Annotated in this window: 8 protein-coding genes; 2 read left to right on the plus strand and 6 right to left on the minus strand. The window is 27.5% G+C overall.

Translation table 11 applies throughout. The features are described from left to right. Nucleotides 1-181 precede the first annotated feature (181 nt). Nucleotides 182-7561, plus strand: a complete 7380-nt coding sequence (locus A9758_RS03010; protein ID WP_011406204.1) for an Ig-like domain-containing protein — start codon at nt 182-184, stop codon at nt 7559-7561. 272 nt (nt 7562-7833) lie between these two features. Here A9758_RS03010 and A9758_RS03015 read toward each other — a convergent pair whose 3' ends face one another. The 4 genes from A9758_RS03015 to A9758_RS03030 form a co-directional block, all read right to left on the minus strand. Then, a complete protein-coding gene (locus A9758_RS03015; RefSeq protein WP_011406205.1) occupies nt 7834-8556 on the minus strand; it encodes a DUF4013 domain-containing protein in 723 nt (240 codons plus the stop codon). Further along, nucleotides 8546-8764 (minus strand): helix-turn-helix transcriptional regulator, encoded by a 219-nt coding sequence (locus A9758_RS03020; RefSeq protein ID WP_011406206.1) that lies wholly within the window; start codon nt 8762-8764, stop codon nt 8546-8548. The genes A9758_RS03015 and A9758_RS03020 overlap by 11 nt, the downstream gene beginning before the upstream one ends. A 76-nt stretch (nt 8765-8840) precedes the next feature. Beyond that, entirely contained in the window at nt 8841-9578 is a 738-nt protein-coding gene (locus A9758_RS03025; RefSeq protein WP_011406207.1) for an ABC transporter permease, read from the minus strand. Then, complete coding sequence (locus tag A9758_RS03030; RefSeq protein ID WP_011406208.1) at nt 9566-10480, minus strand: ABC transporter ATP-binding protein; 915 nt, start codon at nt 10478-10480, stop codon at nt 9566-9568. Before A9758_RS03030 ends, A9758_RS03025 begins: the two co-directional genes overlap by 13 nt. A gap of 305 nt (nt 10481-10785) precedes the next feature. On the opposite strand from A9758_RS03030, the gene A9758_RS03035 reads away from it, so the two are divergent. After that, a complete protein-coding gene (locus tag A9758_RS03035) occupies nt 10786-11463 on the plus strand; it encodes an MBL fold metallo-hydrolase (protein ID WP_011406209.1) in 678 nt (225 codons plus the stop codon). Between the two features lie 44 nt (nt 11464-11507). Here A9758_RS03035 and A9758_RS03040 read toward each other — a convergent pair whose 3' ends face one another. Both A9758_RS03040 and A9758_RS03045 read right to left on the minus strand, forming a co-directional pair. Next, the gene (locus tag A9758_RS03040) at nt 11508-12671 is read right to left on the minus strand and encodes a TIGR04083 family peptide-modifying radical SAM enzyme (protein ID WP_048059844.1); all 1164 of its coding nucleotides are present in this window, start codon (nt 12669-12671) and stop codon (nt 11508-11510) included. Between the two features lie 22 nt (nt 12672-12693). Beyond that, nucleotides 12694-14472, minus strand: a complete 1779-nt coding sequence (locus A9758_RS03045) for a ribosome biogenesis/translation initiation ATPase RLI (protein WP_048059713.1) — start codon at nt 14470-14472, stop codon at nt 12694-12696. Between the last annotated feature and the right edge of the window lie 491 nt (nt 14473-14963).

Here is a 14963-nt window from a genome sequence, read left to right on the forward strand (position 1 = left end):
ATTTAAGGTCGTAATATTCTTTTAGAACTATAAATTATAATTTAAATTATAATAAAGTATATTTTATAGAGTGTCTATATTAGATCTAACCTAAGAATTTTCTTAGTAAAATTAAAATTTATTTTAAAGATTAATCTTATTATAAATTTTATATCATTAATATAAATGGAGGAAATAATGAATGAAAAATAAGAATATATTACTTTTTTCAGTAACAATGCTTATTTTACTACTTGGAATATCAATAGTATCAGCAGCAGACACAAACAACTCATTACCAACAAGTGCACAGATTACTAAAGATATAAATACTATAGAAACACCAACAATAACTCAAAGTGATAATAAAGTAGATAGTAATAAAGTTACAGATAATAAAGATACTAACATTCAAAAGTCTAGTAAAACAATAAAAAACACTGAAATTCAAGATATTACTAAAAAAAGTAATGTACAAACAAGTACAAAAACACTAAAAAAAGATACATCTAATGATGTACGTAATGTAACTGATTATAATTCATTAAAACAAACATGGACAGACCTTGATACTAATGGAAATAGTCAGACCAATTACACTATTAATGTTAAAAATGGTGAATATAACTTTGATGAATGTCTCTCTATTCAAAACAAAAATCTTACCTATTTAACAGTAATTGGAGAAAATAAAGAAAAAACAATTTTTAATGGACAGAATAAAACTCGATTATTCTTCTTAAATAATACTAACTTAAATATTACATTTAAAAATATAACATTTAAAAATGCTGCAGCAACAAATTCATCAACTAGTGGAGCAGGAATAAATTCAAATGCCCTATTAAATATTGAATGTTGTGCATTTAATAATAATAATCACTTCACTGGTAGTGGAGGAGTACTTTGTGTAATGGGTGCTAAAACCACTATAAAAGACAGTAGTTTTAATAATAACTCTGCTAAAGGTTTTGGTGGTGTAATATATTACTTCTCTAAAGGTCAAGTTGTGGTAGATCATTGTAATTTCACAAGTAATCATGCAAGTAATGGTGGAGTATTTGCAAGGAGTGGATATCCTCCAATGCTCAATGCTTCATACTGTAATTTCATAAATAACAGTGCAAATTCAAACAGTGTATTATATACCTACTGGTTATATAACACAGCACCACACTACATAACAAACTCCTTATTTATAAACAACACAAAACAAACAATAGGTATTTCTGGTCAAAATGATGCTATTATGGTATTGGATAATAATTACTTTGATGGAGAACTAACACCAAGTAATGTTTATAATACTGGTCCATTACTCACAGTTAATAATAATATTGGGGTAGTTGCAAATCATAAATCCCAGGGCACTGTATTTACACAGGCTGATAAAAAATTAACATTAAATACTATTGCTCTTGGAAAATACAGTGATAATAAAGTAACAAGTATTGGATGTAGTGGATATTCTATTCCAATTACAACTGATGCTTCATACATTAATACCACAGGTATGGTATTAAGTAGTAGTAATGATTATACAGCAACAATTGATTTAACTAAATTACCTGAAAACTTTGATGACTTCTCAATCTATGCAGATGGAGTTAAAGTAGCAACAGTCACATATAAAAAGACTGATATTCAATTAAGTCCAATAACTGCAAAAACAGGTAGTACAATAGTAATTAATGCTACATTTACAGAAAATGGTAAACTTCTTGAAAAAGGAAAAGTAGCATTTAAAATCAATGGAAAAACAATAGGATATGATAATGTATCATTTGGAAAAGCATCCCTTACATATAAACTACCTGACTATGCAGCTAAAAAATACAATATTACAGTAGTTTATGGTGAAAATAATAAATATGTATCAGCAAAACAAAATACAACACTCACATTACAAAAATTAAATACAAAAACAACATTCACAACAAAAACTATTAATGATACATTAAGAATCAATGTAAAAACCATTGATGAACATAATAAAACAGTAAACACTGGTAAAATAGCAGTAAAACTCAATGGAAAAACAATAGGTCTTTATAATAATACTGATAGTGTAGATTATAAAATTCCACAATCATGGACAAATAAAAATGTAACAGTACTTGTAATATATGGTGAAAATTCAGTATATAATACAAGCAGACACCAGGAAAAAATAACAATAAAACAAAACAATCTTAAAAACAAACAAAGCTCAATGAAAAAATATGATATTATAGTTAACTACTATGTATCATCTACAGGCTCTGATAGTAATAATGGAACACAAGAAAGTCCATTTAAAACAATTGCATATGCAATAAGTAAAACAACGAATGATAAAATTTATAACATCTACCTAACTGGTACATTTAAAGGAGTAGGTAATACTAATCTTACAGTACCAGGAGATTATAAAATAAATTTCATTGGACAAAATGCAACAATTGATGGAGAAGCAAACTACACAATAAAAGAAACACTTGATACTGGTGAATACTATTGGGGATCAAGTACCATATGGTATCCATACCTTAATGCTAGTGGTAATTGGGCTATGAATATTACAAAAGGAAATGGTCATATAACAATAAGTAATCTTACAATACAAAATTGTTGGAGTGCTGGTGGAAGTGACATATCCTTATATAAAACAGCAACAATTGATAACTATGGAAACTTAGAAGTAGATAATGTAAACTTCATTAAAAACTGTGCTGGAGTAGGAGCAGGAATAAGAAATAATGCTAATGCAACAGTTATAGTAAGAAATTCCATGTTTGATGGAAATAGAAAAGCAAGTAGTACAGGTAACTATGGAGCAGGATTATATAATAATGGTACAGCAACAATAATAAACAGTACCTTCCAAAACAACCTTGCACGTTGGGGAACTGTAACATCAGACAAAAACTTAACAATAATAAACTCTACAATAAGAGATAATATAGGATATGATGGTGGAAGTACATATAAAACAGGAAGTGGAATAACAATAAACACAGGTTCAACAAACTTCTATGCTATAGGTTCTATTGGTGGTATCAACACAGTTATTGATGGATGTACATTTATTAATAACGATCAATTAGATGTATCTGCTGATATGGGAAACTTAAACCTTACAAACAACCTATTTAATAGAAGTACTGGTGTAGTTGTACCATCTTCAAGTGCTGGAGAAAATCTTAAAGTTAAATATTATATTTCAAACAACACATTCATATCACCAATAGGCTCATCATTATATAACAGTCTATCAAGTACTGATAATGTAACATTAGCACTAAGATTATCAGGTCAATATAACTACACTATTACAAACAACAAAGTTGTAGATCTTAGAGGTACTAATTCTAAAGCAATAGAATTAAGTGCTAATCATGCAGTAATTAAAAACAACACTGTAGATAGAAAAATCTCAATAAATGGTGATTATAACACAATAACTGATAACAATGTAACAAGTACCCTTGATTTATATGCAGTAGATTTAATTGCAGGTTACAGTAGTCTTGGTTATAATACAGTAGTAAACAACTACCTTGTAACAGGTGGATTTAAAGGAAATGCTGCAGTAAATTATACACAGAGAACAAATATTGTGGAAAATAACACACCTGAAACTTTAAGTATAGAAGTAGATGACACAAACTTCAATAACTTCTTTGATAGTGAAGGTAACTTATTACCAAGCTTTAAAAATGTAGAACAAGTACAAATAGTTGGAACATTAACAAATAAAAACATTAAAGTTAACAAGGAAATATCAATTTTCCAAACTAATAAAAAATTAACATCATACAACATAACAATAACAACAACAGAAAATGGTAGAGTTGATGTAAACTCATTAATAATAGTAAATAACAATAAAAAACCAGTGATAATATTAAATTCACTTAATAATAAAATAGAAAAAACAAATCTAAAAACAGATAATACTTACACCATAACAACAACAAAAACAAACAACACAATTATAAACAATGAATTAGTAGCAGATATACTTGTAGGAGATGAAAGTGTAGATGCACCAGCAGATAATACAATAACTGGAAACACTCCAACATACATAAACTACCTATTATCCAATAAAACATATGATAAATACTTTGATGAAAATGGAATAATAAAAAACATATCTACACAAAAAGACATACACTTTGTAGTAGATGGAACAATAGCAAATAAAAATTTCATACTAAACAACAATAGAACAATAACAATAACCAACTACAACAATGCATTACTTATTAATTCAACAATAACAACACTAGGAACAACAAATCTTAACATGTCCAATATTGCAATTATAAACAAAGATAAAGTTGCAATAGAATTAAATACACCAGCAAACACTATAAACTACAACAACATAACAACAAATACCAATGCAGTAAATATAATAAATTCAACAAAACTAGAATTTAACTACAACAACATAGTAGTAAATAGTACAAACAATGTATCAGCAATTACTATTAAAGATTCAAATAGTACTGAAAATAACATAAAATACAATAAAATTGAAACATATGGACCTGCAACAGATGTAGACTGGACTACAGGACGTGTTGGAACAACATCAATAGAAATATTAAATACAACTGGAATACATTTAGTGTACAACAACATAACAACCACATACAACAGTATAAATGGAAAATATGATACTATATACTCAATAAACATGATAAATCCTGAAATTTCAAGTACACCAAATACTCTAATAGACAACCACATATACACATATGGTAATAGTTATGCTTATGGAGTAAACTATATAAATCAAACATCATACCTATCAGGAGGTTCTATTACAACAGAAGCTAAAGTACAGGCAACAGGAGCACAAGTTACAACATCAAAATCATACTATTGGTATGCCATCAATGTTTATGGAATTATGAATGTTAACTTTATATCCTCAAGTCCAGTAGCATATGGAGTAATACTCTCTGCATGTGATGATTTAGTAACAAGTAGAAATAACTTCAAATTAAATGGAAACACATCCATTGGTATTAGTATATATGGTACAAGTAACAACACCATAGAATTTAATGACTTTAAATTAAGTGGAAATTCAACAAAAGCAATAGAAGTAATAAAATCAAATGAAATCATACTTAGATCAAACACCATAACAATACTTAGAAATAATCCTAACTATCCAATAGAATTATTAAATACAACAAAAACAGAAATAACAAAAAATACAATAATCACACCAACACAATACACAGTACTTGTTGATAAAGACTCAACACTAAACAGTATAACAGACAACATACTCTATGCTGGAGAAACAATTGCAGATGAAACAGTATTAACACTTAATTCAAACAACAGAGTAAGAAATAATACTCCAACATCAATAACTAACTTCTACTTAAATGATAACACATATGATAAATTCTTCTATGCAAATGGAACACTACGCCCAGAAGTACCAACTGGATTAACAATACAATTAACAGGAAGTTTAACTAATAAAGTACTAAACATAACAAGACCAATAACCATAATAGCAGATAAAACAAATTATATTAACACAACAATAATCATATCCTCAGATAATGTAACAATAAAAGGAGCAGAATTTACTGGAGAAAACACTAAACTAATAGTAAATGGTAATAATAATACTGTTGAAATAATAAGTTTCAATGTTGATAATACACAAAGTAGAAACTTAACACCAATAATAGTAAATGGTCAAAACAACAACATTAAAATTACATCTACAATGAGAATAAATAGTGATACTAAATTAAATTCAAATATTACAGTTATAACAATAAATGGTAAAAATAACACAGTAGATGTTGATGGTATTACTCCATATTATATGAATAATGTAATTGGAATTCTTTTAAATAATGCAGTTTATAATAATGTAAATCTTGGATATATGTATGCTAGTAACTCTAATGTATCAGAAAATATTGTACTTAGAAATTCAAACTACAACAACATATATACAAGACAATCAGATTGTGGAAATGTGGAAAAATATATTCCTCTAACACTTGATAATTCCTCATACAACAATGTATCAGGATGGTTTAGTCAAGGAAATCCAATTAATACAACAGCATTGATTATTAAAAATAATTCAAATAACAATAAAATCAATGGATTAAGAATATCATTCCGGAATGGTATATTAGATACTCCTATAATCATAGAAAACTCCCATAATAACACAATAGTAAACTCTCAATTCACATTTGAAAACTATGAAGGATATGTAATTGTAATACGTGAAGGTATGGGAAACCTTATAGAATACAATGTTCTTAAAAGTCTAACACTTGATGGAGATATGGCAGTAATACAAGAGAATAAAAATGATACAGTAAATAATATTGTACAATACAACACTGCAACAACAGGTAAACAAGTAAAAATAGATCTAACAACACCAACAACTATTCCTATAGATACACCACAAATAACAATAACTGCAAATGTAACAGTAAAAAATGGTACAATGTGGAATTCACCATATGTTCCAGTAGAACAAGGAACACTTAGTATATACATAAATGGAGTAGAATACACCTACACCATGAATGGTAGTATTATAAGTATGGATTATACCCTAACAGGCAATGAAAATGGTCAATTATTCATAGAAGCAGTGTATAAAGATCAAAAAAGAGAAAACAGGTATACAATAGTAAATAAAACCATCACACTAACAAAATACACTCCAACAATAATTGTTGGAACCAACACAAACAACTCTACAACAATACTAACAGCAATAATCCTTGATAACAATAAAAATATCATATACAATGGACGTGTAGCATTTAAAATCAATGGGAAAACAGTAGGACACTCAGAAATTAAAAATGGATTAGCATTACTTGTACTTGATACACGTAACTACAATGTAGGAAACTATACAGTAACATGTGTATATGGTGGAAACAACCATTATACAGAAGCAACAGGTGAGAGTATATTAACAATTAACTCTCTTAACATAAAACAAGTAATAATACCAGTAACTACAAAAACTGGAAGTACAATTACACTCACATCATACCTTACAAGTGATGATAAAACACTAGTAACAAATGGACGTGTAATATTCAAACTTAATGGTAAAACACTAAAAGATGAATTTGGAAACATACTCTATGGCTCAGTAACAAATGGTATGGCAAGTATTACATACTCATTACCAAATACAATGGCTGCAAAAGATTACATACTAACAGCAGTAGCTGCAGGACACAACTATGATAGAATAGAAACAAACACAACATTCACAGTAGAAAAACAAAATACACAAGTAATACTTAATCCACAACATGTAAAACGTAGCAACAAAACACAAATCACTGCACAAATAATTGATGAAACAGGAAACTTTGTAACAGGAACAACAAAAGTAGCAATAAAACTCAATAATAAAACAATAGCACATACAACAGCAAGTAATGGAATACTAAATACAACACTTGACTTATCAATATACAAACAATCATACTTTGACTTAACAATAGTAGCTGGAGAAAATAACTTATACAACAGTAGTAAATCAACAAATGCACTGATTATCGAATAAATATGTATCATATGTTATCACAAGGAAACATAAGAAGGAGGGATGTGGTTTAACACACACCTCCTTTTTTTTTATTAAAAAAGGTATAATATGAATACAATAACAATATTATGGTTAATTACTAACTTTTGATATAAGATTTTTTTGAATGTAAAACAGTAGATTGTTTAATGGTTAAAAAAACTCTCATAAATAGAATATAAGTAATAAGTTCTGATTTTAGGTAATTAATTATAAATCTCTAAAAAAATAAAAATAAGGGAATCTTTTTTTTAATCTTCACGTAGATTATACAGTGAAGATATACTTCTTGCTAGGAATATTTGATAGTAAGCTGTTATTATTGATGTTAATATGTATGTTAATCCTATAAATGTTAATGTAAATATATTGGAATTCCAGAATAATCCCATGATTTGTCCTGAAACAATTCCTACACCCATTGATACTATGAGTATTATGAATGTTGTTAATGTAGTTATTCCTGTGAAGATAATTAATATATCAATATATAATTCAAGATATGTTTTAACACCTATTGATTTAATTATATTGATTATTTCCATTATATTCAAGGTTTTAATTACATCACCATTATTATAAACCATGTGTGGTGTAGATATTAAGAATAGGAAAAATATTACAAGCCATAATAGAATTGTAAATAATATGAATAAGTAGAATGATATTCCTAAGGCTCCTACAAGTATTCCAATAATTAATACTAAAACACATGGTATAATATAGAATAATTTTGTAAGAATTACTCTAAAACCATTTGATAATAGATTTGTATAGTTATTAAATTCTGGTAATGGTTCTATAAAGTTTATTACACCTTTTAGGGACTGTTGTTGTATTCTATAATAATATCCTTCTGCTATAAGTAAAGGTATTATTAGAAATCCAAATATGTATAATATGGATAATTGTAATAATTTTTTAGTGTCTTGTTGTGAATAATCAACAGCATCCTTAAGTATTTCAAAGATCATTTATTTCCTCTTCTTCATCTAATAAGAAAACATCTTCTATTTTTTCTTGTTTTAAAATTTTCGTTATTTGGTATGCTAAAATTAATGATGGATTGTATCTTCCATGTTCAAGGGCACTGATTGTTTGTCTTGCAACATTAACTTTTTTAGCAAGGTCTTGTTGACTAATTCCCATCTCTTGACGTAAATATCGAACTTTAGTTTTCATATAATAAAAACAACACCTTTTATACCTATTACATTCTTATTTGTATCTTCTATTATTTACTATTTAAGAATATAATCTAGAGAGTAATATCTGTTTTTGTAAAGTATAACCAAGATAATATGAATCCAATTATAGATATGAGTATTATTACTGTAAATGGTATTAGTGGACTTTGATTATATATTAGGCTATTTATATATGGTTGATATGTTGATAGTAAATATACTGCTGTTCCTGGATTATATACTGATAATTTATCACCTATTGACATTACATTTGCAAGTACCATTGCCACTCCACATATAATACTTGGAATTATATTTTTAAGTAGCATTGTTATAAAGATAAATGGAGTTATTAATAAAAATAACAATACATCAGCAATATATAATTCCTTTAAGAAAATCATTAAGGATTGTGTTGTTAATTGTGTTGCACCTCCAATGTATCCTACAAATATTGTACTTAAATAAAATATAAGTGTTAATATTGACATCCATATGAATATCACTACTAGTTTTGATATTATAAATTTAGTTCGTGATAATGGTGTAGTTATCACAGTTTTAAGGGTATGTTCTGTGTATTCTCTATTGAATATGTATGTAGCAAGTAGTATGTATAATAGAAAACCAAATAATAGTGTTACATATTCTAATGATTGTTCAAATAATAGGCTGTAGGTAAATGTTGATTCTATTTTAATCATCATAACAAGTAGTAGTATTGCTGGTACTAAACTTCCAAATAGTGTTATTGTAAACATTCTGGAACGTTTAAGTTTTAGAAATTCACCTTCTATTAATTCAAACATTCTATTTCATCTCCTATTACTTTTAAATAGTATTCATCTAGGGTATCTTGTTGTATTTTAATTTGATATACATCTATGTTATTTTTTACAAATAACTTATTAATTTGACTGATTTTATCGAAGTCTTTCCTTATTATTATCTGATTCTTATTAATTTCTGGTATTATTTTAAATGCTTTTTTAAGTATATATGATGCTTTATAGGTATCTGATACTTCAATTTGAATGTATTTTTTAGTTTTTTCCCTGAATGTATTCATACTTATTTGTTCTAATAGTTGTCCATGGTGTATTATACCAATTGTATCTACTAGTTGTTCTATTTCTGAGAGTATGTGGGATGATATTATGATTGTTGTATTGTTTTTTGTGGCTAATTTCTTTAAATATTGTCTAATTTCCTGTATACCTAATGGATCTAGACCATTTATTGGTTCATCTAATATGAGTATGTCTGGATTGTTCATGATTGTTAGTGCTATTGCTAGTCTTTGTTTCATTCCAAGAGAGTATGCTTTAACTAATTTTTTATTATTAGTAAGTCCCATTGTATTTAGTGCATGTTCTACTTTTTCTTTGTTGTAGTTTCCTTGTATTTTAGAGAAGTATTTTAGATTTTCAAATCCTGTTAGATTTTCATAAAATCCAGGTGTTTCTATTATAACTCCTATTTTTTTGTATATGTCTATGTTTTCTTGGGGATTTTTTCCAAATATTCTTATTTGGCCTGATGTTTTTTCACTTAGATTTGTTAAAAGACACATTGTTGTTGTTTTTCCTGCACCATTTTGTCCTAGTAGGCCATATATTTCACCTTCTTTTATTTTTAGATTTAGATTATTAACTACTGTGTCATTTTTATATTTCTTTGTTAGATTTTGTGTTTGAATTATGTATTCCATTTTTTTCCTCCATTATTGTCAACTATAAAATATATTTATTGTTAGAAATACATTCCAAATGTTAAATATATATTCCATAAGTTAAAATTATATTCCATAGTATTTATAAGTATGGTATGAAAAAATAAAATAAAAAAAGAAATAAAAACCCTTAAATAATAAATAAATGGATATAATGGATTTCTTTTAAATAATCCCCAATATTTAAAAAGTTATGTGTAAAATCTCAAAAAAACAATTGAAGAAAACTTATTAATAACTAAATATAAACATCATATTTAATTAAAAATTATAATGATGAAAATATGTATGAAAAAATAAGAGATTCACTCTATGAAATAAAAACAGAACGTCCAAGCTGTACAAGCTATCTTATATTAGATGAACAGAAAAATATTCTAATAGACCCAGGACTATATCAAAAATTTGATATGTTAAAAGAAAATATTGAAGAAATTGGAATAAAAATAGAGGATATAGATATAGTTTTAAATACTCATGAACATTATGATTACTTTGGAGCAAATAAATATTTCCAAAATACTGCAATAATAATGGCATATAAACTAGCATCTACTAAAATAATCAATGCAGATAATGAAATAATAAATTGTAGATGTAATAATGAAAATCCTGATGGATTTCAGATACATGTAGGACTTGAAAATAATAATGTTATAGAAGTAGGTAACTGGACACTAAAAGTATTATACACACCAGGACACACATCAGGTTCAGTATGCTACTATGAAGAAGAAAAAAGAATACTATTTACTGGAGACACAGTATATGCCAAGGGAACAATATCTGACTTAAGCTACTCTGGAAACTATGGATCATACATTAAAAGTCTAAATACACTAAACTCTCTAAAAGTAAATACAATGCTACCAGGTCATGGAGCAATATCAACAGATGTGGAAGAAGATCTAAATAAGGCAATATTAAATGCAACAAGAAGATATGAAGGTATGACACAATAAAAAAAAAAGTGGAGTAGAATAAAACTATATTCTACTTTAAATCCCTATTTCAGGGCAATATCCATAACAGTAAATTTCTTACTATTTTTAGAATGTTGGTTTTCAAGTCCAACATTTAAAGTAAAATTAAAATCCTTTTCAACAACATCATTTAATTCATCAAATGCAAGATTTAAATTCTCATTCATTAAATTATCAATCTTATCAAGAATCATTTTATAAGCCTCACAATAAGGATCAACACATTCTACCCTATTATCAGTAATTGTAAGAGCATTATATGGACATCCACCACGACAATAATCCATATGTTTACAATCCTTACAATTCTCATCAACAAAATCCTTATAATCAATAAGTAATAATTCAGCCTTACTACTCATTAAATCATCATATGATGGCTTATCACTAACATGTCCAATAACATATTCTGGCATATCAACAAATCTATAACACGGATAAATACTACCATCAGGGCCAATAGCAAAAGTACTACCCATACAATCAACATAAGTACATACAAAACCTTTACGCATAAACACAGCCTTACATAGATGATCAATATTTTTTAATTCTATAACATCAGCTAAGTTGAGATATTCATCAAGAAGATATAGTAATAATTCACCATAATCCTCAACATCAAGGGCAAAATTATCACTTTTATGACTTTTAATAGAAGGAAGTGCAGGATGAATCTTCATATTCAATCCATTTTCCTTAAAGAAATTAAAAATTTCCTCCTTATGTTTAATAGAATAATTAGTAAAAGTACTAATAAAACTCACATCTAAGCCATGTTTTTTTGCAATCTCATAACCCTTCATTGTTTTTTCATAATATCCAACACCACGTTGAATATCATTAAGTTCTTGAGGTCCATCAAGACTACTGCCTATTGGAATTTCATACTTTTTGAATAAAGAAGCTAACTTATCATCCATTTTCCATAGATTTGTTTGAATTGCAAAGGCAGGATATAAATCACTAAGCTCTTTACTTATTTTATCTAATGAATATTCAAAGAACTCATAACCTGCAAGTAAAGGTTCTCCTCCATGGAATGTGAAAGTAACAGGTTCTTTCTTAAAAGTCTTTAGCCACTCAACAATATCATCCATTGTCTTAGTAGACATACAAAGAGATGTTGTCTCTGAACTCCAACAATAACTACAATTTGCTGGACATCCCATTGTTGGTATTATCATTACATGCACTTATATCACCTAATTAATCTTCAAGATAGTAGTATTCACCTTGTTCTTTTTGTTGTCTGTCAAGATAACTATCTGTTTTATTTACTCTTGGTCTGTTTGTTTCCTTATCACGTCTAAATGAAATATCAACATCAGATAAGAATTTATTCATAGCATCTCTTAGGTGAATTGGTGCTGTTGAATGACCAGATACTCCAGATTCACCATAAAATACCATTGCTTTATCAGATATATAATCAATAAAGATAATATCATGGTCAATAATAATAGCTGATGTATCATCCCTTGTTATTAAGTGTTTTATTGCTTTAGCAACTTTTAGTCTTTGTTCAACATCAAGGAATGCTGTAGGTTCATCAAGAAGATAAACATCTGCATCTTGTGATAGAGTTACAGCTGTAGCTAATCTTTGTAATTCTCCACCAGATAATTTACTTACTTGTTTATCAAGAATCTTATCTAAATCAAAAGGTTTTGAAATATCTGTTTTAAATACATTTGTTCCATAACCCTTTGCATGCATAAATAAGAAATCTTGTACCGAACCTTCAAAGTCAGATAAGATATACTGTGGTTTATATGCAATTTCAATCTCTTCTTCAACTTCACCACTATCAGGTTTTACAACTCCAGCTAATATTTTAGCGTATGTTGTTTTACCAATACCATTTGGTCCAAATGCTGTTATTACTTGACTTTGATTAACTTCACCAGCATCAACTTTAAGTTCGAAGTTATCATATTTCTTATGGAAGTCAGTGTATGTTGTTATTGTATCTGAGTCTATTAAATCACTTGGTGGTCTTATTTCAAATTCAATTGGTTGTTTTCTTATTCTTATATTTTCTTCTTTTAAAAATCCATTAATATATGCATTGATACCAACTCTTACACCACGAAGTTTAGATACAACACCATATCCTCCTTCTTCACCATACATCACATGAACATAATCACTCATAGCATCCAATGTTGCAAGGTCGTGTTCAATAACAAGTACGTTACGATTTTCTTTTGTTAAATCCCTAATTACTTCTACTGTATTTAGTCTTTGTTTAACATCAAGCCATGATGTTGGTTCATCTATATAATAGAAGTTTGCATCTTTAAGAACTGAAGCTGCTATTGCAATTCTTTGAAGTTCCCCACCAGATAAATTTCCTAGTCTACGATCTAATGTATTTTTTAGTTCAAGTTTTTCAACAACTTCATCTAATTTATTTCTCTCATCTACACCTTCAAGAAGTTGAGATACCTTTCCTTTAACTACTTTTGGTAGTTGATCCACCATTTGTGGTTTATATGCTATTTTTATCTCATTATTACTTAGTTTTTTAAAGTAATTTTGTAATTGTGACCCTTTAAAGTATTCAATCACATTATCCCAAGAACCTTCTTCATTGTAATTACCAAAGTTTGGTATGATTTGACCTGATAATATATTTAGTATTGTTGATTTTCCAATACCATTTGGTCCAAGTAAACCTACAACAGAACCATCTTCTATTGTTGGCATACCAAATAATTCAAAACTATTTGGCCCATATCTATGAATTGGCTTATCATCTAATACTTCGGGTAGGTTAATGATATTTATTGCATTGAATACACACCTATTTACACATATTCCACAACCAGAACATAGTTCTTCTGATATCTCTGGTTTTTTATCATCTTCACTTATTATTATTGTATCTTCTTCCATTCTTACTCCAGGACAATACTCAATACATGCATAGTTACATTTCTTTGGTTGACATTTATCCTTTTCTAAAATAGCAATTCTAGACAAAAACAACTCCCCTTTTTAATATTATAAAAAAAATAATTTATTTAAATAAAAATCTCTTTAATTTTCTATAAATATGAAAAATAATCACTATTATCAATGATTTATCAATAATATTTATATCTATAAAGATATATATTTATTTAGAATTATTATGTCACTGAAAATAAGGGTAATATCCAGTAACTTAAAATGTTTATTATTAGGGGGAGATTTATTTCCATTACTTTTATTTTGATTTATGTATAACATATAGTAAATGTGTGATTATTTTGGACAAAAATACGGTATTATCATATCTTCTTATCAATACATCACCTAGATGATTCTGAAAAAGAATTTTTATACAATCATCAATGATTGATAATATGTCATGGCTTAAAGAGATTGGTTAGAGGAATGTTGATGTATTTTATAAATTTTATTGTTATTTTGTAATTTATGGATAAAAATTATTGAAACTTGTTTTTTATATTATTTTTTAGAAAAAAATA

This window comes from Methanosphaera sp. A6 (genome assembly GCF_001729395.1).
In the GTDB taxonomy this organism is placed as follows: Archaea; Methanobacteriota; Methanobacteria; order Methanobacteriales; family Methanobacteriaceae; genus Methanosphaera; species Methanosphaera stadtmanae.

What these genes read in the sequence shown, in the direction of transcription:
- A9758_RS03010 (WP_011406204.1), top strand. Translation starts at nt 182, where the DNA reads ATGAAAAATAAGAATATATTACTTTTTTCAGTAACAATGCTTATTTTA.
- A9758_RS03015 (WP_011406205.1), bottom strand. Translation starts at nt 8,556, where the DNA reads ATGATCTTTGAAATACTTAAGGATGCTGTTGATTATTCACAACAAGAC.
- A9758_RS03020 (WP_011406206.1), bottom strand. Translation starts at nt 8,764, where the DNA reads ATGAAAACTAAAGTTCGATATTTACGTCAAGAGATGGGAATTAGTCAA.
- A9758_RS03025 (WP_011406207.1), bottom strand. Translation starts at nt 9,578, where the DNA reads ATGTTTGAATTAATAGAAGGTGAATTTCTAAAACTTAAACGTTCCAGA.
- A9758_RS03030 (WP_011406208.1), bottom strand. Translation starts at nt 10,480, where the DNA reads ATGGAATACATAATTCAAACACAAAATCTAACAAAGAAATATAAAAAT.
- A9758_RS03035 (WP_011406209.1), top strand. Translation starts at nt 10,786, where the DNA reads ATGTATGAAAAAATAAGAGATTCACTCTATGAAATAAAAACAGAACGT.
- A9758_RS03040 (WP_048059844.1), bottom strand. Translation starts at nt 12,671, where the DNA reads ATGATAATACCAACAATGGGATGTCCAGCAAATTGTAGTTATTGTTGG.